This window comes from Acidocella sp. C78 (assembly GCF_907164655.1).
Genome location: NZ_CAJQZK010000024.1, coordinates 1 through 20,639 on the forward strand (window position 1 = coordinate 1; position 20,639 = coordinate 20,639).

Genomic DNA, 20,639 nt, shown 5'->3' on the forward strand with positions numbered 1-20,639 from the left:
GCGCGCATGTGCTGATCGACCAGTTCACCGCGCGCGGGGCGGATCATGACATGATCCTGCACGACCTGCTGACCCCTGCGGCGCGCCGGCTCGGCGTGTTGTGGGAGGAGGACCGCTGCGATTTCGCCGCCGTCACGCTCGGCATGGTGCGGCTCAACCAGATCCTGATCGAGAGCGGGCCGCCGGCGGACCTGCCGGGCGGAGGCGCGCGGGTGGCCGGGCATGCGCTGTTCGCGGCGGCGCCGGGCGAGCAGCACACATTCGGGATCGCGGTGCTGGCGGATGTGTTCAGCCATGCCGGCTGGCTGGTGAGTGCCGAGCCGCGCAGCACCCGCGCGGTGCTGCTCGGCATCGCGCGGCGCAACTGGTTCGACGTCATCGGCCTGTCGGTGACGACGGACCGCTGGCTGAAGGGCCTGCCCGCCATCATCCGCTCGCTGCGCGCCGTCGCGCCGAACCCCGACCTGCATGTGATGGTCGGCGGCAAGGCCTTTCTCGACTATCCGGAACGCTGCCAGTTCGTGGGCGCGGACTCGATGGCCGCCGACGCGCAGGACGCGCTGCGCCAGGCCGGAAGGCTGACGCTCAACCGCGAGGCGGCGCGGCGCTGAATTTTGCCCTGAACGAGACGCATGTCAGTGCGCATTGACGACCAGGGTAGTTGAAAGTTGACACCAGGGAGGATACTTCAGACGTCTCGAATATATATACAAACGGCTGAAAGAGTGGTCCGAGATGAAAGCCTTCAAATCGCCCGGCAAATGGCTCGTCGGCATGAGTCCGGACATTGTCGGCATGATGATTGCGACGATGGCGGATATTGCGCTGATCGTCGACCGGAAGGGCGTGATCCGTGACATCGCGGTGCAGAACGCCGGACTCGCGCGCGAGTTCGCCGAGATTTCCGACTGGGTCGGGCAGCGCTGGGCGGACACCGTGACGGTGGAAAGCCGTGACAAGGTGGCGGCGATGCTGCGGGCGGCGGGCGATGACCAGGCCGCGCAGCCGCTCGCCTCGGACCGGCACGTGAATTGCCCCGGCCGCGACGGCCGCGACGTTCCGGTGCTGTTTTCGGCGCTCGCTATCGGCGAGAAGGGCAGCGTCGTCGCGTTCGGGCGCGATCTCAGGACCATCGCCGTGTTGCAGCAGCGGCTGATCGACGTGCAGCAATCGCTGGAGCGGGATTATTCGCGGCTGCGCCATGTCGAGACGCGCTATCGCATCCTGTTCCAGAAATCCTCCGAGCCGATGCTGGTGGTCGATGGCGCGACGCAGCGCGTGGTCGAGGCCAATCCGGCGGCGCAGCGGATGTTTCACGGGCAGGGCAAGCTGGTGGGACGGCCCGTCGCCGACCTGGTGGAGCCGGGCAGCCGGGCGGCGCTCGACCAGATGCTGGGTGGGGTGAGCCGGGCCGGCCGCGCCGACGACACGCCGATCCGCCTGCTCGGGCAGGCGGAGCCGGCGCATCTCTCGGCCTTCGTGATCCGTCAGGGCGGCGGGCTGCACTTCCTCATCCGCCTGGCGCCGGCGCCGCGCGCCGTGCGGCAGGACGTGCTGGCGGACAGCCGGGCGGATCTGCTGAAACTGATCGACAACGCGCCGGATGGCTTCGTCGTCGCCGGTCATGACGGGCGGGTGATCGCGGCGAACGCGGCCTTCGCCGAGATGGTGCAGGCGGCGTCCGCCGAGCAGGTCGTCGGGCATTCGCTGGAGCAGTGGCTCGGCCGGCCGGGCGTGGACCTGCCGGTGGTGACCGCCAATCTGCGGCAGAACGGGTCCGTGCGGCTCTATCCCACCACCTTGCGCGACGAGTTCGGCACCGAGATCGAAGTCGAGATTTCGGCGGTGTCGGTCACCAGCGGCGGCAAGCCCTGCTATGGTTTCGCGATCCGCAACGTCGCCGGGCGGGGGACGCCGGAGCTGATGCGCCCGAGCGCGACGCGGGCCGTGCCGCGCTCGCTCGAACAGATCGGCGAGCTGATCGGCCGGGTGTCGCTCAAGGACATCGTCCGCGAGGCGACCGACGTGATCGAGCGGCTGTCGATCGAGGCGGCGCTCGACATCACCGGCGACAACCGGGCCTCGGCGGCCGAGATGCTCGGCCTGTCGCGACAGAGCCTTTACGTGAAGCTGCGGCGCTACGGCATGATGGATGCCGCGCCGGCCAGCCCCGGATAGGCCGAAGGGGGAGCGATGGCGTCAGCGAAAGAGCCGAACCTCACGCTTGCTCCCCTGCGCGTCGCCCCTTCATCCCTGCCCGCGCCGCGGGTCTGTCTCGAACTTCTCAAGCCGGTCACGTGGTTCGCCGCGATCTGGGCGTTCGTGTGCGGTGCGGTGTCCTCCGGCGCGCCGCTGGCCGGGCGCTGGCCGGAGCTTCTGCTCGGCATGGTGCTGGCCGGGCCGATGGTCTGCGGCACCTCGCAGGCGGTGAATGACTGGTTCGACCGCCATGTCGATGCGATCAACGAGCCGGACCGGCCGATCCCCTCGGGGCGGATGCCGGGGCGCTGGGGGCTTTATGTCGCGCTGATCTGGACGGCGCTGTCGCTCGCGGTGGCGGCCCCGCTCGGGCGCTGGGGCGTCGGCGCCGCGGTGTTCGCCCTGCTCGCGGCCTGGGCCTACAGCGCGCCGCCGCTGCGGCTGAAGCGCAATGGCTGGTGGGGCAATGCCGCCGTCGCCCTCTGCTACGAGGGGGTGCCGTGGTTCACCGGGGCGGCGGTGATGCGCGGCGCGCTGCCCTCCGCCCCGGTGCTGTGGCTGGCGCTGCTCTACAGTTTCGGCGCGCATGGCATCATGACGCTGAACGATTTCAAGTCGGTCGAGGGGGATCGGCGGAGCGGCATCAGGTCGCTGCCGGTGCAGCTCGGCGTCGGCCCGGCGGCGCGGCTCGCCTGCGTGGTGATGGCGCTGCCGCAGATCGTGGTGATCGGGCTGATGATCGCCTGGGATCACCCGCTCGCGGCGTTCGCGGTCGGGCTGTTGCTGGCGTGCCAGCTCGGGCTGATGGGAAGGCTGCTGCAGCGCCCGCGCGAGCGCGCCCCCTGGTACAACGCGACCGGGACGACGCTTTATGTGATTGGCATGCTGGTCTGCGCTTTCGCGCTCGCCGGCGGAGGAGCGTGAAATGGCCGCGATAGAGGAATACGACGTGGCGGTGATCGGCGGCGGACCGGCCGGGGCGACGGCCGCCGCCACGCTGGCGCGGGCCGGCCGCGCGGTGCTGCTGCTCGACCGCGCGGGGCGGATCAAGCCCTGCGGCGGCGCGGTGCCGCCGCGGCTCATCCATGAGTTCGACATCCCCGATCATCTGCTGGTGGCCCGCGCGCGGGGGGCGCGCATCGTTTCGCCGCGCGGGCGGCAGGTGTCGATGCCGATTGCCGGGGACGGGTTCGTCGGCATGGTGGACCGCGACGTGTTCGACGAGTTCCTGCGCGCGCGGGCGGCGCGGGCCGGCGCGGTGCGGCGGACCGGGCGGCACGAGCGCATCGAGCGCGCGGCGGACGGGCGGACGCTGGTGCATTACCGCGCCGGCGAAATGCGGCACACGGTGGCGGCGCGGGCGGTGATCGGCGCCGATGGCGCGGCCTCGGCGGTGGCGCGGCAGATGGTGCCGGCGGCGCGCGCGGCGCGGCGGGTGTTCGCCTATCACGAGGTGATCCGCGCGCCGGCGGCGGGTGAGGCGGCGGCCGCGGGCTGGGACGGCAAAAGGTGCGACATCTATTACGATGCGCGGGTTTCGCCCGATTTCTACGCCTGGATTTTCCCGCATGGCGAGACCGCGAGCATCGGCACCGGCAGCGCGGTGAAGGGGTTTTCGCTGCGCGGCGCGGTGGCGGCGCTGCGCGACGAGGCCGGGCTCGGGCAGGCGGAGACGATCCGCGCCGAGGGCGCGCCGCTGCCGCTGAAGCCGCTGGCGCGCTGGGATGACGGGGTGAACGTGCTGCTGGCGGGCGATGCCGCCGGGGTGGTGGCGCCGGCCTCGGGCGAGGGGATCTATTACGCGATGCTCGGCGGGCAGCTCGCCGGCGAGGCGTCCGACGCCTTTTGCGCCAGCGGCGATGCGCGGGCGCTGCGCGAGGCGCGGCGGCGGTTCATGGCGGCGCACGGCATGGTGTTCGCCGTGCTCGGGATGATGCAGGATTTCTGGTATGCCAGCGACCGGCGGCGGGAGCGGTTCGTCGCCATCTGCGGCGACGCCGACGTGCAGTCGATCACCTGGCAGGCCTATATGGAAAAGGCGCTGGTGCGGGCGAAGCCGGCGGCGCATCTGCGTATCTTCGCGAAGAACATCGCGCATCTGACCGGGCTGGCGCGGGCATGAGCGCGCTCGGGGGCGGCTGGGAGCCGGTGCTGGTCGCGGCGGGCGCGGCGGCGGCGACGGCGCTGGCCGGCGGGCTCGCGACGCGGCTGGGCGCGTGGTACCGCCAGCTCCGCAAGCCGTCCTGGCAGCCGCCGGAATGGCTGTTCGGCCCGGTCTGGACGCTGATTTTCGCGCTCGCCGCCGCCGCCGGCGTGATCGGCTGGGAAAGCGCGCCCGCACCCGGCGCGGCCGGGCGGCTCGTGGTGCTGTTCGGGCTCAACGCGGTGCTGAACATCCTGTGGAGCGTGCTGTTCTTCACGCTGAAGCGGCCGGACTGGGCGCTGGCCGAGCTGGTGGCGCTGTTCGCCTCGATCGCGGCGATCATGCTGGCGATGCAGCCTTATGCCGCGGGGGCGAGCCTGTTGCTGCTGCCCTATCTGTTGTGGGTGGGTTTCGCCGGCGTGCTGAACCTGACGATCGTGCGGCTGAACCGCCCGTTCGGCGCCGCTCTGGGGGCGCGCTGACATGGGGCCGTATCCGTTCAGCGCGATCGTCGGCCAGGACGAGATGAAGGAGGCGCTGCTGATCGCGGCGATCGAGCCGGCGCTGGGCGGGGTGCTGGCGCTGGGCGATCGGGGCACCGGCAAGTCGACCGCGGTGCGGGCGCTGGCGGCGTTGCTGCCGGCGGTGAGTGCGGTGGCGGGCTGCCGCTATCGCTGCGATCCGGCGGATCGGCGGCGGCTCTGCCCGGAGTGCCGGGTGCTGCGCGTCGGCGGGCGGTTGCCGCGCGAGCGGGTGCGGGTGCCGGTGGTGGATCTGCCGCTCGGCGCCACCGAGGACAGGGTGGTCGGTGCGCTGGACATCGAGCGGGCGCTGGCCGATGGCGTGAAGGCGTTCGAGCCGGGGCTGCTGGCCCGCGCCAACCGGGGGTTTCTCTATATCGACGAGATCAATCTGCTGGAGGATCATCTGGTGGATCTGCTGCTCGATGTCGCGGCCTCGGGCGAGAACGTGGTGGAGCGCGAGGGGCTGAGCCTGCGCCATCCGGCGCGCTTTGTGCTGATCGGCAGCGGCAACCCCGAGGAGGGCGAGCTGCGGCCGCAGCTGCTCGACCGGTTCGGCCTGTGCGTCGAGGTCCGGACGCCGACGGATATCGACGAGCGGATCGAGGTGGTGCGGCGGCGGGACGCGTTCGAGCAGGACCCGGCCGGCTTCGCGCGGCGCTTCGCGGCGGCGGAGGCCGGGCTGCGCGAGGCGATCGTCGCGGCGCGGCGGCTGCTGCCAATGGTCGCGGTCGCCGACGAGGTGCTGGCGCTCGCCGCCCGGCTGTGCGTGGCGCTCGGCACCGACGGGCTGCGCGGCGAGCTGACGCTGCTGCGCGCGGCACGGGCGAAGGCGGCGCTGAAGGGCGCGGTCGCGGTGACGCCGGCGCATCTGCGGGCGGTGGCCCCCGCGGCGCTGCGCCACCGGCTGCGGCGCGATCCGCTCGATGAATCGATGGCCGGCGCGCGGGTGGATCGCGCGCTGGACGAGGTGTTCGCCGCATGAGCCCGATGCCGCCGCCGCGCCCGGCGCGCAGCGCGGCGGTGGTCGCGGCCCTGTTCAGTCTTGATCCGGCGGGGCTGGGGGGCATCTGGGTCCGCGCGCCGTTCGGCCCGGCGCGGGACGGGTTTGTCGAGCATGTCCGCGCTTTGCTGCCGGCGGGGGCGGCGATGCGGCGGGTTCCCGCCGGGATCGACGACGGACGCTTGCTGGGCGGGATCGACCTCGCGGCGAGCCTCGCCGCCGGGCGCAGGGTGATGGCGGCCGGGCTGCTGGCGGAGGCGGCGGGCGGCGTGCTGGTGCTGCCGATGGCCGAGCGGCTCGACCGCGCCCTGTGCGCGCGGCTGGCGCTGGCGCAGGAGGGGCGGTTCGGCGCCATCGCCCTCGATGAGGGGATCGGGCCGGAGGAACGGCTGGCCCCCGCGCTGGCCGACCGGATGGCCTTCGCGCTCGATGCCGCCGACCTCGCGGCGCCGCGGGCGCGATCGCGCGGGCTTGGCGCGGCGCGGCGGCGGCTGGCGCGGATGCGGATGGGCGATGGCGTGGCCGAGGCGCTCTGCCATGTGGCGGCGCAACTCGGCATCTTTTCGCTGCGGCCGGTGATCCTCGCCATGCGGGCGGCGCGGGCCGCCGCGGCGCTGGCCGGCCGCCGCAGCGCCGGCGAGGAGGATGCGATGCTGGCGGCGCAGCTCGTGCTCGCCCATCGGGCCACCCGCCTGCCGGCGGCGGCCGAAGAGGACGCGCCGCCCGAGCCGCCGCCGCCGGAAGGCCGCGACGAGGAGATGGATTCGGCGGCGCCGGAGACGCCGGGCGAGCAGGCGGCGGACCGGGTTCTCGACGCCGCCCGCAGCGCCCTGCCGCCCGAACTCCTGGCCGCGCTGCTGCTCGGCCAGGGCCGCCGCGGTCAAGCGGGCGGGCGCGCCGCCGCCCCTGCCGCCGCGACGGCGGCGCATGGAAGGCCGCTCGGCGCGCGGCCCGGCCGGCCGGGGCGGGAGCATGGCCTCGCCCTCGTCGAGACGCTGCGGGCCGCCGCCCCGATGCAGGCGCTGCGCCGGCGCGAGCGGCCGGATCATCCGGGGCGGGTGATCGTGCTGGGGGGGGATTTCCGGGTTCGCCGGCATCAGGCGCCGGTCCGCTCGGTGGCGATTTTCGCGGTCGACGCCTCCGGCTCGTCGGCGCTGAACCGGCTGGCGGAAGCGAAGGGCGCGGTGCAACTGCTGCTGGCCGATTGCTATGTGCGGCGCGACCAGGTGGCGCTGCTGGCATTCCGCAACCGTGGCGCGGAGCTGCTGCTGCCGCCCACCGCGGCGCTGGCGCGCGCGCGGCGGAGCCTTGCCGCGCTGCCGGGCGGCGGGGCGACGCCGCTGGCCAGCGGGATCGACGCCGCGCGCGACATCGCTCTCGGCGCGCGGCGGCGGGGCAACCGGCCGCTGCTGGTGCTGCTGACCGATGGCGGGGCGAATATCGGCCGCGACCGCCAGCCGGGCCGCGCGGCGGCGGCGGCGGATGCGCGGGCGGCGGCGTCCGCCTGCGCCGCGGATGGAATTCCCGCCCTGCTGATCGACACCGCGCCGCGGCCGAACGCGTTCGCCGCCGAACTCGCCGGCGCGATGCGGGCGCGCTACCTGCCGCTGCCCTTTGCCGATGCGCGCGCGCTGAGCCGGGCGATCCGCGCGGAGCAGGCCGCATGAGCGCCGCGCTCGCGCTGTGGGACCGGGTGTTCGAGGCCGAGGCGCCCGACTGGGAGACCGATGGCGGGACTGGCCGAACCGCGCGGCGAGCCGCTTCGTGACCGCCGGCGGGTTGCGTTTCCATGTTCAGGTGATGGGGGCGGGGCCGGTTCTGCTGCTGCTGCACGGCACCGGGGCGGCGACCCATTCCTGGCGCGGGCTGGCGCCGCTGCTGGCGCGGGATTTCACGATCGTCGCGCCGGATCTGCCGGGCCACGGTTTCACCGCGGCGCCGTTCTGGCCGCGCATGTCGCTGCCCGGCATGGCCGGCGCGATCGCGGGCCTGCTCGATGCGCTCGGGGCGCGGCCGGCGCTGGTGGCCGGGCATTCGGCGGGGGCGGCGATTCTGGCCGAGATGTGCCTGCAGGGGCGGATCGCGCCGGCGGGCCTGGTCAGCCTCAACGGCGCGCTGCTGCCGCTGAAGGGCGTTGCCGGGCAGGTATTCTCGCCGCTGGCGCGGCTGTTCGCGCTCAACCCGCTGGTGCCGCGCGTGTTCGCCTGGCACGCGGCGGACAAGGCGGTGGTGGCGCGGCTGCTGCGCGGCACCGGATCGCGCATCGATGCGGCGGGGGCGGAATTCTATGCACGGCTGGCGCGGCGCAGCGGCCATGCGGGGGCGGCATTGATGATGATGGCGAACTGGGACCTCGCACCGCTGGCCGCGGCGCTGCCGCGTCTCGCACCCAGCTTGCTGCTGATCGTGGGGACGGCGGACCGCTCGATCCCGCCGGCCGACGCGCGCGAGATCGCGCGGCGTGTGGCCGGGGCGAGGGTGATCGAGCTGCCGCGTCTCGGCCATCTCGCGCATGAGGAGGCGCCCGAGCGCGTGGCCGGCGAGATCGCCGGTTTCGCGCGCGAGATCGGGGTGCTGGCGGCATGAACGTGATCGCCCGTCAGGACGTGGGAGCGGAGGCGATGTCGAGGCGGCCGCATGCGGTGGTGATCGGGGCGGGGTTCGGCGGGCTGGCCGCCGCGATCCGGCTCGGCGCGCGGGGCTGGCGCGTCACCGTGCTGGAACGCTGCGAGCAGCCCGGCGGCCGGGCCTCGGTGTTCCGGCAGGACGGGTTCGTGTTCGATGCCGGCCCGACCATCATCACCGCGCCTTTCCTGCTGGAGGAACTCTGGGCGCTGGCCGGCGGGCGGATGGCCGACGATGTCGATCTGCGGCCGATCGACCCGTTCTATCGCATCCGCTTCGATGACGGCTCGCATGTCGATTGCTCCGGCCATCATGATGCGATGTGCGCCGAGATCGGCCGGCTCGCCCCGGGGGATGTGGCCGGCTACGAGCGCTTCATCGCGATGACCGAGGAGATCTACCGGATCGGGTTCGAGCGGCTCGGCCACGTCCCGTTCGGCCACTGGACCGACATGGCGCGCATCCTGCCCGACCTCGTGCGGCTGTCCGGCCATCGCAGCGTTCATGGGCTGGTGGCGCGGCATGTGCGCGACCCGCGGGTGCGCGCGGCGCTGAGCTTCCATCCGCTGCTGGTCGGCGGCAATCCGTTCCGGGTCAGCGCCATCTACGCGCTGATCCTGCATCTGGAGCGCCGGCACGGCGTGCATTTCGCGATGGGCGGGACCGGGGCGATCGTCGCCGGGCTGGCGCGGCTGATCGGGCGGCAAGGCAATCACATCCGCTGCAACACGCCTGTGGACCGCATTCTCGTGCGCGAGGGGGCGGCGTGCGGCGTCGAACTCGCGGATGGCAGCCGGATCGCGGCGGATATCGTGGTCTCCGACGCCTGCACCGGGTTTACCTATGGCCATCTGCTGCGCGGGGTGGCGCGGCGGCGCTGGACCGACCGCAAGCTCGCCGCGGCGCGCTACTCGATGGGGTTGTTCGTCTGGTATTTCGGCACCGACCGGCAGTTCGGCGAGGTGCCGCACCATACGATCGTGATGGGGCCGCGCTATCGCGGGCTGCTCGACGACATTTTCGAGAAGAAGCGCCTGGCGCCGGACATGAGCCTCTATCTGCATCGCCCGACGGCGACCGATCCGGCGCTGGCGCCCGAAGGATGCGACGCCTTCTACGCGCTCGCGCCGGTGCCGCATCTGGGCGGCGGCCAGGACTGGGAGCGCGAGGCCGAGGCGTTCCGCCAGCGTGTCGAGCGGCGGCTGGCGGAGACGGTGATGCCGGGGCTTGGCGGGCACATCGTCACCTCGCGGGTGATGACGCCGCGGGATTTCGCGACCCGCTACGATTCGACCTGGGGCGCCGGCTTCGGGATGGAGCCGGTGCTGACCCAGAGCGCCTGGTTCCGCCCGCACAATGCGAGCGAGGATGTGCGCAACCTGTTCCTGGTGGGCGCGGGCACCCATCCCGGCGCCGGGGTGCCGGGCGTGCTCTCGACCGCGCGGGTTCTCGATACGGTGGTTCCCGATGCCGATACGTTCGTCTGATCCCGACATCGCCGCCTGCGCCGCGCAATTGCGGCGCGGCTCGGTCAGCTTTCATGCCGCCTCGCTGCTGCTGCCGGCGGCGGCGCGCGCCGCGGCGACCGCGCTCTACGCCTTCTGCCGCGAGGCCGACGACGCGGTGGACCTTGCCGCCGACAAGGCGGCGGGGGTTGCGGCGATATCGGCGCGGCTGGAGGCGATCTGCCGCGGCGCGCGGCTCGATGATCCGGTCGATCGTGCCTTTGCCGCGACCATGGCGGCGCACGGGATTCCGCGGGCGCTGCCGGAGGCGCTGATCGAGGCTCTGGCCTGGGACGCGGCGGGGCGGCGTTATGCGACGCTCGCGGAGTTGCGCGCCTATGCGGCGCGGGTGGCGGGGTCGGTCGGGGTGATGATGGCGATGCTGATGGGCGTGCGGGACGAGGCGAGCCTCGCTGCTGCCTGCGATCTCGGCCTTGGGATGCAGCTGACCAACATCGCCCGCGACGTGGGCGAGGATGCGGCGGAGCGCCGGCTCTATCTGCCGCTGGACTGGCTGGACGAGGCCGGGCTGGAGCCCGAGCGGTTCCTCGCCCGCCCGGAATTCAGCCCGGCGCTGGCGCGGGTGATCGGCCGCCTGCTCGACGAGGCCGAGCGGCGCTATGCGGCCGCGGGAAGCGGCATCGCCGCGCTGCCGCTGGCCTGCCGGCCCGGCATTGCGGCGGCGCGGCGGATCTATCGCGAGATCGGCCGGCGCCTGGCGGCGAACGGGCTCGACTCGGTCACCACGCGCACCCGCGTTTCCGGCCGGCGGAAGCTCGGGCTGGCCGCGCTCTCGCTGGCCGATGCCGCGACCGCGGGGCTGTGGGCGCCGCTTGCCGGGCCATCTTCCCCTTGTCCGGAAGTGCGCTTCCTGATCGATGCGGCGGCGTCGGGCGGCGAGGCGGTGGGGGCGGCGGCGCGGGTGATCCTGCTCATCGACCGGCTGGAACGCGAGGAACGCACGGCGCGGATGAGGGCGGCCGGGGCGCGCCTCCCGCTCGTCTGCGGTGCGGCGGAGCCGGCGTGATGGCGGCCTGGGCCGGGCATTACGCGACCTTTCTGGAGTTTTCGGGCATCGACGCGCTGGTGCTGGCGGCGGCCATCTGGTCGCTCGTGTCGGTGCGGCGGAGCCTGCGGCGGGACCGCGAGCGCGACGGGTCCTAGAGCATCATCTGATCCTTTCGGATCGGCTGCCTCAATCTCAGATGAACCGGCGCGGCATGCGGAAGGGCAGCATGAACTGCACGGCGGGGTGGACCAGACGGTCGCAATCCAGCGTCTCGTGCACGGCCTCGACTTGTTCGCCGCCGAGCGAGGCGGCGATGCGGGCGCGGGCGTAGAAGGGCGTGTCTTCGAGGTTGCCGATCAGGGTGGCGGCGCCATCGCTGCGGGTTTCGCGCGCGAGGCGCCAGCGCGTCGCCGGCAGGGCGGCGATGGGCGGGGGCGTGAAGGCGGTGGCACCGCCGGCGGCGGCGAAGGCGAGGGCGAGCGAGGTCTGCCCGCCGTCGCGCCGCTCCGCGTGGTAGAGGATGGCCGCGCCCTGCCGGGTTGCCGCGCGCGACCAGTGCCAGCGCCGGAAGGCGCGGGCGATCGGCTCGTCGCCCTCGTTGCGGTCGAGATAGGCGTTGCCTTCCCAGGCGAGGTCGGGCTCGGTGAAGGCGACACGGATGCGCGCGCAGGGCGCGAGCGGCTGCCAACGGTGCCGTCCCGCCGCATCGAGCGTGTAGAGGGCGCTCTCCAGCGCGTGGGGGGTGAGGCGGAGCGTGCCGCGCACCCGGCGCGGCAGGGGGTTCGACCATTCCGCGATCTCGGCCGCAAGCCCGCCGGCATCGAAGGTGAGCCGGCTCGGGCCGATGACGAGGCTGGCGGCCTCGGCCCGCAGGCTGTGGCGGCGGCGCTCGGTCATGGTCCAGCGGTTGGCCCGCGGGCCGTAGAGGGCGAGGTTGATGGCAACGAAATCCTCCGGTGCCGCGCCGTCGGGGGCGAGGCGGCGGGCGGCGGCGTAATAGGGTGAGAACACCGAGCCGATGAAGGCGATCAGGGTGAGGGCGTGGCGCCCGTCGTCGCTCAGCGCGTCGACATACCACCAGGCATAGCCGCCGCGCGGGACCGGGCGGTCGAAGCGGATCATTCCGCGTCCGCCAGGATGGCGGCGGCGGCGAAACTGCCGGAGAGGGCGGCCATCGGCAGGCCCGGGCCGGGATGCGCCGAGCCGCCGGCGAGGTAGAGCCCCGGCAGCGCGGTGCGCGCCCGCGGGCGGGCGAAGGGATCGCGCCAGCTGGCGAGATCGCGGCCATAGAGCGCGCCGCCGGCGCCGGGGAACAGCCGTTCGAAGCCGGGCGGGCCGGTGACGGCACTGCCCACGATGTCGAGCGTGAGGCCGGCGGCGGCGAGGCGGGCGCGCACACGGGCCCAGCAGGCGGCGGTCGCGGCATCGTCCGGCATGGCATTGTCGCCGAGCGGCGGGGCGTTGACCAGCACCAGCAGCCGTTCCGCGCCGGCGCCGCGGGGCCGCTCGCCGGGCGCCTGCCCGCCACGGTCCTGGGCGCAGACATAGATGGTCGGGTCCGGCGGCAGGGCGCCGGCGGCGAGGGCGGCGAACTCGGCGGGGTAGTCGCGGCTGAAGAACACGTTGTGGTGGCTGAGCGGGAAGCCGCGCGCATGGGCGACGACCTGCCAGGTCACCGCCGAGAGCGAGCGCGGGGCGGCGGCGGCGCGGCCGAGGGCGGCGCGGGCGGCGGCGCCGAGGCCGCCGGCGCCGATCGCGCCGATCTCGCCGGCGGCGATGACCGTGCGGCCGGCGACCTCCGAGCCATCCGCGAGGCGGACGCCGCTGACGCGGCCGCCATCGGTCAGCACCTCGGCCACAGGCGCGCCGAGGCGGAAGCGCGCGCCGTGGCGGCTGGCGGCGCGCATCAGCGCGGCGGCCAGCATCGTCATGCCGCCCTCGATCGTCCACACGCCGCGCTGTTCCGCGTGGGCGATGAGCATCAGCGTCGCCGGCGCGGCGAAGGGCGAGGCGCCGGAATAGGTCGCGTAGCGGGCGAAGAGCTGGCGCAGCCTGGGATCGGTGAAGCGGCTGCCGAGGACCGACCACAGGCTGGCGAAGGGCGAGGCGCGGCCGAGGGCCAGCAGGCCGGCGAGGCCGGTGCGCCGGCCGAGGGCGAGGAGACCGGGAGACGGGTTGCGCATGAAGGCGGCGTCGAGCGCATCGTAGAGCGCGCCGCTGCGGCGGCAGAAGGCGGCGAATTCGCGGGCGGCGCGCGGGCCGAAGGCGGCGAGGATGGCGGCCTCGCTCGCGGCCGGGGTTTGCCGCAGGTCGAGCCGGGTGCCGTCCTGCCAGTGATGCCGGGCGATGACATCGAGCGGGGCGAGGCGAAGCTCGGCCGCGAGGCTGGTGCCGGCGGCGCGCAGCAGGTCGTCGAACACGTGGCGCATCGTGACCACGGTTGGCCCCGCATCGATCGCGCGGCCGGCGACGGTGACGGCGCGCAGCTTGCCGCCGGGTGCTGCCGCGCGGTCGAACACGGTGACGCGCCGGCCGGCGGCGGCGAGGCGGATGGAAGCGGCGAGGCCGCCCATGCCGGCGCCGATGATCAGGACGGTCGATGGGTCTCGTGCGGGTATCGCGGGGTCCTCCGATAGCGGCCGAGTATCCGAAAATACTTGACGGAGTGTCAACCAGATCGCACAGTTAAAAGCGACAATAAAAAGTGACACACGGCTTAACCATCGGAGGTCCGTCATGGATGCCATGTCGCTCATCGAATCCACCCTCACCACGGCCATGCTGCGGGCCGAAACCGGCGGCGGACCGCCGAAGCTGGCGGCGGCGATGCGGCACGCGGTGTTTCCGCGCGGCGCGCGGGTGCGGCCGCGGCTGTGCCTCGCGGTGGCCTCCGCCTGCGGGGCCGACCGGTTCGACGCGGCGGTGGCGGCGGGGGCGGCGCTGGAATTCCTGCATTGCGCCTCGCTCGTGCATGACGACCTGCCCTGTTTCGACGATGCGGCGACGCGGCGCGGCCGCCCCTCGGTGCATGCCGCGTTCGGCGCGCCGATCGCGGTGCTCGCGGGCGATGCGCTGATCGTGCTGGCGTTCCAGACCCTCGCCCTCGGCTGCGCGGTGCAGCCGGGCCCGGTTGTCGCGCTCAGCGGGATCGTCGCCGAGGCGGTGGGCATGCCGGGCGGCATCGTCGCCGGTCAGGCCTGGGAGAGCGAGGACGAGGTGGATCTCGCGCGCTATCAGCGGGCCAAGACCTCGGCGCTGTTCGCGGCGGCGGCGATGGCCGGGGCGGCGAGCGCGGGCGAGGACCCGCTGCCGTGGCGGGCGCTGGGCGACAATCTGGGCGATGCCTATCAGATCGCCGACGATCTCTGCGATGCTGCCGGGGATGCGGCTTCGTGCGGCAAGCCGGTCGGGCGGGACGACGCGCTGCACCGGCCGAGTGCCGTGCGGCGCTTCGGCATCGAGGGCGCGCTCGATCTGCTGGACGAGGTGGCGGAGCGCGCCGCGGCGTCCATCCCCGATTGTCCGGGGGTGGCGGCGCTGCGTGCGCTGATCGTGCAGGAGGCGAAGCGGCTGGTGCCCAAGGGGCTGGCGCGCGCGGCGGCCTGAGGCGCGCGCGGTGACGGCGAGCGCCGTGCGCGCCGGTGTTCCGCCGGTGTCGGGCTGGCGGCGGCGCTGGCGGGATCTGCGCAACCGGCTGCTTGCGAACGGCACCTTCCAGGATGTTGCGGCGCGTTTTCCGCCGACCCGGTTCGTGGCGCGGCGGGAGGCGCGGGCGCTGTTCGATCTGTGCGCCGGCTTCGTCTATTCGCAGACGCTGGCGGCGTGTGTCGAGCTTGACCTGTTCGCGCTGCTGGCGGCGGGGGCGGAGCCGCTCGACCGGCTGGCCGCGCGCTGCCGCCTCGCGCCCGCGGCGATGCTGCGGCTCGCGCGGGCGGGGGCGGCGCTGCGGCTGCTGGAGACCGATGGCGCGAGCGTGGCGCTCGGGCCGCTGGGTGCCGCGCTGCTGGCCAATCCGGGCATCGCGGCGATGGTCCGGCATCATGCGCTGCTCTATCGCGACCTCGCCGATCCGGTCGGGCTGCTGCGCGGCGAGACGGATGCGACCCTTGCCGGGTTCTGGCCGTATGAGGGCGGCGACGCGCCGCGGGCGGCGGCCTATTCGCAGCTGATGGCGGCCTCGCAGCCGATGGTCGCCGCGGGGATTCTCGCCGCCTGGAATTTCCGCCGGCACCGGCGGATTCTCGATGTCGGCGGCGGCGATGGAAGGTTTCTCGAGGCGGTCGCCGCGCGGGCGCCGGACCTGGAGCTGATGCTGTTCGACCTGCCGGATGTGGCGGCGCTGGCGCGGGCCCGCTTCGCCCGCGCGGGGCTGGCCGGGCGGGCCGGCGCCCCGGCCCGCGCCTATGGCGGCGACATGCGCGCCGACCGGCTGCCGGAGGGGGCGGACATCGCCACCCTCGTCAGGGTGCTGCACGATCATGACGACGCGGATGCGACGGCGATCCTGCGCAATGTCCGCGCCTGCCTGCAACCGGGCGCGACCCTGCTGATCGCCGAGCCGCTGGCCGCCGCGGCGGGGGCGGCGCCGGTGGGCGATGCGTATTTCGGGTTCTATCTGCTGGCGATGGGGCGCGGCCGGGCGCGGCGGGCGGCGGAGCTTGCCGCGATGGCGGAACGCGCCGGCTTTACCGGGGCGCGGCAGATCGCCACGCCGCAGCCGCTGCTGACCGGGCTGATCGCGGCGCGGGCCGGGTGAGCGCGCGCGACAAAAGACGCGTTGACTGTAAGTTTAGATTGACATTTTATTTTGTACTTGTAAGCTGACATTTACAATACGACCGCACGGCTCGCGGCACTCCAGAGGGGACGTGCCTTGCTCGACAGTCTCGCCATCATCATCGAAAGGCCGTTCGACCTGTCGCTCCGGCGGGTGAGGCTCGATCCGCAAGCGGCCACGGATGTGGTGGTCGAGGTGGCGTGGTCGGGGGTGAGCACCGGCACGGAGAAGCTGATTTTCACCGGCGAGATGCCGCCCTTTCCGGGCATGGGCTATCCGCTGGTGCCGGGCTACGAGGCGACGGGCACGATTGTCGCGGCGGGGCGCGAGGCGCGCGGGCGGCTGGGCGAGACGGTGTTCGTGCCGGGGGCGCGCTGCTTTGGCGAACTGCGCGCGCTGTTCGGCGCGGATTCACGACATTTGGTGGTGCCGGCCGAGCGGGCGGTCCGGGTTCCCGCCGCGCTCGGCGAGGACGCGACCCTGCTGGCGCTGGCGGCGACCGCTCGCCATGCGATCAGGGTTGCCGGCGGAGCGCCGGAGCTGATCGTCGGGCATGGCGTTCTCGGCCGGCTGATCGCCCGCCTCGCGACGCTCGATGGCGGCGCGCCGGTGGTCTGGGAAACCAGGGCAGCGCGGTTCGCCGGGGCGCGAGGCTACGAGGTGCGGGCCGCGGCGGACGATCCGCGACGGGATTATCGCACGATCATCGACGCCTCGGGCGATTCCGCAATTCTCGATCTGCTGATCGGCCATCTCGCGCCGGGGGGGATGATCACCCTCGCCGGGTTCTACGCCGCGCCGCTCGGCTTCGCCTTTCCCCCGGCCTTCCTGCGCGAGGCGCGGATTTCGGTTGCCGCGCAGTGGCGGCCGGAGGACCTCGCCGATGTCGCAGCGCTGGTCGCGGCGGGGCGGCTCGACCTGTCCGGTCTGGTGACGCACCGGGTGCCGGCGGGGGACGCGGCGGAGGGATATGCCGCCGCCTTCGACGACGATTCCTGCCTCAAACTGCTCATCGACTGGAGAGACATGACATGAACGCAAGCGCCGGCCGCACGGCTCCCGATACCGAGATTGGCGCGAGCGCGAATCCGGCGAAGAAGACGCAGATCATCGCGATCTACGGCAAGGGGGGGATCGGCAAGAGTTTCACCCTCGCCAACCTGTCGTATTCGATGGCGCAGCTCGGCAAGCGGGTTCTGCTGATCGGGTGCGACCCGAAAAGCGACACGACCTCGCTGCTGTTCGGCGGCAAGTCGTGCCCGACGATCATCGAGACCTCGGCGCGCCGCAAGGCCGCCGGCGAGGCGGTGGAGATCGGCGATGTCTGCTTCAAGCGCGACGGCGTGTTCGCCATGGAGCTGGGCGGCCCGGAAGTGGGGCGCGGCTGCGGCGGGCGCGGGATCATCCACGGGTTCGAGCTGCTCGACAAGCTGGGCTTTCACCAGTGGGATTTCGATTACGTGCTGCTCGACTTCCTGGGCGATGTGGTCTGCGGCGGGTTCGGCCTGCCGATCGCCCGCGATCTGTGCCAGAAGGTGATCGTGGTCGGCTCGAACGACCTGCAATCGCTCTATGTCGCCAACAATGTCTGCTCGGCGGTGGATTATTTCCGCAGGCTCGGCGGCAATGTCGGCGTCGCCGGGCTGGTGATCAACAAGGATGACGGCACCGGCGAGGCGCAGGCCTTCGCCGAGGCGGCGGGGATTCCGGTGCTGGCCGCGATTCCGGCGGATGAGGATATCCGCCGCAAATCGGCGAATTACGAGATCGTCGGGCGGCCCGGCGGGCGCTGGTCGCCGCTGTTCGAGGCGCTCGGCGTGCAGGTGGCCGAGGCGCCGCCGATCCGCCCGACGCCGCTGAGCCAGGACGCGCTGCTCGGCCTGTTCAAGGGCGACGCGGTGGGCCGCGGGGTGGTACTGGACCCCGCCAGCCTCGCGGACATGTGCGGCTCTGACGTGCTGAACCGGCCGTCGCTCGAAGTCGTCTACGAGGGGGCCTGATCATGTCGCCGCCGGAGGGGACGATCGCGCGGCCGCAGGAAACCGGCTGCCATGGCGGGCGGGAGACGATGCGCGAGGCCGCCCGCGCCGCCGGCAAGTCCGCCGTGCTGGAGCGGCTCGCCGCCGATTACCCGCAGGGGCCGCACGACCAGCCGCAATCGATGTGCCCGGCCTTCGGGGCGCTGCGCGTGGGCCTGCGGATGCGGCGGGTGGCGACCATCCTGTCCGGCTCGGCCTGCTGCGTCTATGGGCTGACCTTCACCTCGCATTTCTATGGCGCGCGCCGCAGCGTCGGCTACGTGCCGTTCGACTCCGAGACGCTGGTGACCGGCCAGCTCTTCGAGGATATCCGCGACGCGGTGCGGCGGACGGCGCAGCCCGAGGGGTATGACGCCGTCGTCGTCATCAATCTGTGCGTGCCGACCGCTTCGGGCGTGCCGCTCGACCTGCTGCCGCGGGAGATCGACGGCGTGCGTATCATCGGCATCGACGTGCCGGGCTTCGGCGTGCCGACCCATGCCGAGGCGAAGGACGTGCTGGCCGGGGCGATGCTGCGCTATGCGCGGCGGGAGGCCGAGGCCGGCGCGGTGGCGCGGCCGCGCGCGGGCCTTGCCGAGGAGCGGCGGATCACCCTGCTGGGCGAGCTGTTTCCCGCCGATCCGCCAGGGGTCGCGGCGATGCTGGCGCCGATGGGGCTCGGCGTCGGGCCGGCGGTGCCGGCGCGGGAGTGGCGGGATCTGTATGGCGCGCTCGATTGCGTGGCGGCGGCCGCGGTGCATCCGTTCTACACCGCCAGCGCGCGGGAATTCGAGGCCGCGGGCCGCTCGCTGATCGGCTCGGCGCCGGTGGGTGAGGAGGCGACGGCCGACTGGCTCGACGCCGTCGGCCGCTGCGCCGGGATCGAGGCGGCGCGGATCGACCGGGCGAAGGCCGCGGCGATCGCGCCGGTGCGCGCCGCCCTCGCCGCCAATCCGGTTTCGGCGCGGATGCTGGTTTCCGGCTATGAGGGATCGGAGCTGCTGGTCGCGCGGCTGCTGATCGAGGCGGGGGCGGAGATCCCCTATGTCGGCACCGCGCTGCCGGCGACGCCGTGGAGCGAGGCGGACCGCGCCTGGCTCGCCCAGCAGGGCACGCATGTGCAGTTCCGCGCCTCGCTCGAACAGGATTGCGCGGCGCTGCGCGACATCCGCCCCGATCTCGCCTTCGGCACCACGCCGCTGGTGCAGGCGGCGAAGGAGGCGGGTGTGCCGGCGGTCTATTTCACCAACATCGTGTCATCGCGGCCGATCTTCGGCGCATCGGGCGCCGCGGCGCTCGCCGCCATCGTCGCGGCGCAGACGCGCGGGCGCGAGCGGTTCGGCCGGATGATCGGGTTCTTCGCCGGCGATGCGGCGCAGGCGGAGGAGGTTTCCTGATGCTGGTGCAGGATCATGACCGGGCGGGCGGGTATTGGGGCGCGGTGTATGCCTTCGCCGCGATCAAGGGGTTGCGCGTCGTCATCGACGGGCCGGTGGGCTGCGAGAACCTGCCGGTGACGGCGGTGCTGCACTATACCGACGCGCTGCCGCCGCACGAGCTGCCCATCGTGGTGACGGGGCTCGACGAGGAGTCGCTCTCGATGAGCGGCACCGAGGGGCCGATGAAGCGCGCCGCCGGGATCGGCGACCAGAAGGTTCCCGCGGTCGTCGTCACCGGGTCGATCGCCGAGATGATCGGCGGCGGGGTGACGCCAGAGGGCTCGAACCTGCGGCGCTTCCTGCCGCGCACGATCGACGAGGACCAGTGGCAGTCCGCCGACCGGGCGATGGTGTGGCTGTGGAACGAGTTCGGCCACGCGAAGGCGAAGCGCGCCGAGCGGAAGGAGGGCAAGCCGCGCGTCAACATTATCGGGCCGATCTATGGCACGTTCAACATGCCCTCCGATCTCGCCGAGATCCGCCGCCTCGTCGAGGGGATCGGCTGCGAGGTCAACCTGACCTTCCCGCTCGGCGCCGATCTGAAGGACACGCCGAGACTCGCCGATGCGGACGTGAATGTCTGCCTCTATCGCGAATTCGGCCGCAAGCTCTGCGAGGCGCTGGGCAAGCCCTATCTGATGGCGCCGATGGGGATTTTCGCGACGACGAATTTCCTGCGCACGCTCGGCGAGCTGACGGGCGTGGACCCCGAACCCTTCATCGCCCGCGAGAAGGAGACCACGATCAAGCCGATCTGGGATCTGTGGCGGAGCGTGACTCAGGATTTCTTCGCGACATCGTCGTTCGCCGTGGTCGCGACCGAGACCTATGCCCGCGGCCTGCGCCGCCTGCTTGAGGAGGATCTCGGTGTGGCGTGCAGCTTCGCGATCGCCCGCCGCCCCGGGGTGAAGCCGGACAATGACGCGGTGCGCGCGGCGATGGCGGCGAACCCGCCGCTGGTGCTGTTCGGCTCGTATAACGAGCGGATGTATGCGGCCGAGCGCGGCGGCCGCTCGGTCTATATTCCGGCGTCGTTTCCGGGCGCGATCATCCGCCGCGCGACCGGCACGCCGTTCATGGGGTATGCGGGTGCGACCTACGTCGTTCAGGAATATTGCAACGCGCTGTTTGACGCGCTGTTCAACATTCTGCCGCTCGGCGCCGATCTCGACCGGATCGAGCCGACGCCGGTGCGCGCCGATGCGGGCGAGGCCTGGGCGCCGGATGCGGCCGCGGCGCTGGACCGGCATCTTGCCCATGAGCCGTTCCTGATCAGGATTTCCGCGGCCAAGCGGCTGCGCGACCGCGCCGAGCGGTGCGCGCGCGAGGCGGGTGCCGCGCGCGTCGAGGCGGCGCATGTCGCCGTGGCGCTGCGCGAGACGGTGCCGGCGTGATCGCTT

At 73.0% G+C, this 20,639-nt stretch carries 19 protein-coding genes; 17 read left to right on the forward strand and 2 right to left on the reverse strand.

Going from position 1 to position 20,639, the window contains the following annotated elements; genetic code table 11:
* From ACIDOCELLA78_RS000000109240 to ACIDOCELLA78_RS000000109290, 11 genes are all read left to right on the forward strand, one after another.
* A partial coding sequence (locus tag ACIDOCELLA78_RS000000109240; RefSeq protein ID WP_201729336.1) for a B12-binding domain-containing protein occupies positions 1–611 on the forward strand: 611 nt, incomplete at its 5' end.
* 163 nt (positions 612–774) lie between these two features.
* Positions 775–2,178 (forward strand): transcriptional regulator PpsR, encoded by a 1,404-nt coding sequence (ppsR, locus tag ACIDOCELLA78_RS000000109245; RefSeq protein ID WP_249676357.1) that lies wholly within the window; start codon positions 775–777, stop codon positions 2,176–2,178.
* Between the two features lie 15 nt (positions 2,179–2,193).
* Positions 2,194–3,123, forward strand: a complete 930-nt coding sequence (gene chlG / locus ACIDOCELLA78_RS000000109250) for a chlorophyll synthase ChlG (RefSeq protein WP_201729338.1) — start codon at positions 2,194–2,196, stop codon at positions 3,121–3,123.
* A gap of 1 nt (position 3,124) precedes the next feature.
* Positions 3,125–4,321 (forward strand): geranylgeranyl diphosphate reductase, encoded by a 1,197-nt coding sequence (locus ACIDOCELLA78_RS000000109255; protein ID WP_201729339.1) that lies wholly within the window; start codon positions 3,125–3,127, stop codon positions 4,319–4,321.
* On the forward strand, positions 4,318–4,824 hold the full coding sequence (locus ACIDOCELLA78_RS000000109260) for a TspO/MBR family protein (RefSeq protein ID WP_201729340.1): 507 nt from the start codon (positions 4,318–4,320) through the stop codon (positions 4,822–4,824). Before ACIDOCELLA78_RS000000109255 ends, ACIDOCELLA78_RS000000109260 begins: the two co-directional genes overlap by 4 nt.
* Position 4,825: 1 nt before the next feature.
* Positions 4,826–5,848, forward strand: a complete 1,023-nt coding sequence (gene bchI, locus ACIDOCELLA78_RS000000109265) for a magnesium chelatase ATPase subunit I (RefSeq protein ID WP_201729341.1) — start codon at positions 4,826–4,828, stop codon at positions 5,846–5,848.
* Entirely contained in the window at positions 5,845–7,533 is a 1,689-nt protein-coding gene (locus ACIDOCELLA78_RS000000109270) for a magnesium chelatase subunit D (RefSeq protein ID WP_201729342.1), read from the forward strand. The genes bchI and ACIDOCELLA78_RS000000109270 overlap by 4 nt, the downstream gene beginning before the upstream one ends.
* Before the next feature lie 97 nt (positions 7,534–7,630).
* Positions 7,631–8,452, forward strand: coding sequence for an alpha/beta fold hydrolase BchO (gene bchO, locus ACIDOCELLA78_RS000000109275; RefSeq protein ID WP_249676361.1), 822 nt, complete (start codon positions 7,631–7,633; stop codon positions 8,450–8,452).
* Positions 8,449–9,978 carry a phytoene desaturase family protein gene (gene crtI / locus ACIDOCELLA78_RS000000109280; protein ID WP_201729343.1) on the forward strand — a complete coding sequence of 510 codons (1,530 nt, stop codon included), beginning with the start codon at positions 8,449–8,451 and terminating at the stop codon, positions 9,976–9,978. Before bchO ends, crtI begins: the two co-directional genes overlap by 4 nt.
* The gene (locus ACIDOCELLA78_RS000000109285; RefSeq protein WP_249676363.1) at positions 9,959–11,023 is read left to right on the forward strand and encodes a phytoene/squalene synthase family protein; all 1,065 of its coding nucleotides are present in this window, start codon (positions 9,959–9,961) and stop codon (positions 11,021–11,023) included. The genes crtI and ACIDOCELLA78_RS000000109285 overlap by 20 nt, the downstream gene beginning before the upstream one ends.
* Positions 11,020–11,160, forward strand: coding sequence for a hypothetical protein (locus ACIDOCELLA78_RS000000109290; RefSeq protein WP_201729344.1), 141 nt, complete (start codon positions 11,020–11,022; stop codon positions 11,158–11,160). Before ACIDOCELLA78_RS000000109285 ends, ACIDOCELLA78_RS000000109290 begins: the two co-directional genes overlap by 4 nt.
* A gap of 37 nt (positions 11,161–11,197) precedes the next feature.
* On the opposite strand, the gene ACIDOCELLA78_RS000000109295 is transcribed toward ACIDOCELLA78_RS000000109290, so the two are convergent.
* Complete coding sequence (locus ACIDOCELLA78_RS000000109295; protein ID WP_201729345.1) at positions 11,198–12,127, reverse strand: carotenoid 1,2-hydratase; 930 nt, start codon at positions 12,125–12,127, stop codon at positions 11,198–11,200.
* Positions 12,124–13,623: a 1-hydroxycarotenoid 3,4-desaturase CrtD gene (gene crtD / locus ACIDOCELLA78_RS000000109300; RefSeq protein WP_201729376.1), complete on the reverse strand. Its 1,500-nt coding sequence runs from the start codon at positions 13,621–13,623 to the stop codon at positions 12,124–12,126. Before crtD ends, ACIDOCELLA78_RS000000109295 begins: the two co-directional genes overlap by 4 nt.
* Before the next feature lie 118 nt (positions 13,624–13,741).
* On the opposite strand from crtD, the gene ACIDOCELLA78_RS000000109305 reads away from it, so the two are divergent.
* From ACIDOCELLA78_RS000000109305 to bchZ, 6 genes are all read left to right on the forward strand, one after another.
* Positions 13,742–14,611, forward strand: coding sequence for a polyprenyl synthetase family protein (locus tag ACIDOCELLA78_RS000000109305; protein ID WP_201729346.1), 870 nt, complete (start codon positions 13,742–13,744; stop codon positions 14,609–14,611).
* A gap of 10 nt (positions 14,612–14,621) precedes the next feature.
* The gene (locus ACIDOCELLA78_RS000000109310) at positions 14,622–15,761 is read left to right on the forward strand and encodes an acetylserotonin O-methyltransferase (RefSeq protein ID WP_249676368.1); all 1,140 of its coding nucleotides are present in this window, start codon (positions 14,622–14,624) and stop codon (positions 15,759–15,761) included.
* Between the two features lie 117 nt (positions 15,762–15,878).
* On the forward strand, positions 15,879–16,817 hold the full coding sequence (bchC, locus tag ACIDOCELLA78_RS000000109315) for a chlorophyll synthesis pathway protein BchC (RefSeq protein WP_201729347.1): 939 nt from the start codon (positions 15,879–15,881) through the stop codon (positions 16,815–16,817).
* A complete protein-coding gene (locus tag ACIDOCELLA78_RS000000109320) occupies positions 16,814–17,782 on the forward strand; it encodes a chlorophyllide a reductase iron protein subunit X (protein WP_201729348.1) in 969 nt (322 codons plus the stop codon). The genes bchC and ACIDOCELLA78_RS000000109320 overlap by 4 nt, the downstream gene beginning before the upstream one ends.
* A gap of 2 nt (positions 17,783–17,784) precedes the next feature.
* Complete coding sequence (gene bchY, locus ACIDOCELLA78_RS000000109325) at positions 17,785–19,197, forward strand: chlorophyllide a reductase subunit Y (RefSeq protein ID WP_201729349.1); 1,413 nt, start codon at positions 17,785–17,787, stop codon at positions 19,195–19,197.
* Positions 19,197–20,633: a chlorophyllide a reductase subunit Z gene (gene bchZ / locus ACIDOCELLA78_RS000000109330; protein WP_201729350.1), complete on the forward strand. Its 1,437-nt coding sequence runs from the start codon at positions 19,197–19,199 to the stop codon at positions 20,631–20,633. The genes bchY and bchZ overlap by 1 nt, the downstream gene beginning before the upstream one ends.
* Positions 20,634–20,639 lie beyond the last annotated feature (6 nt).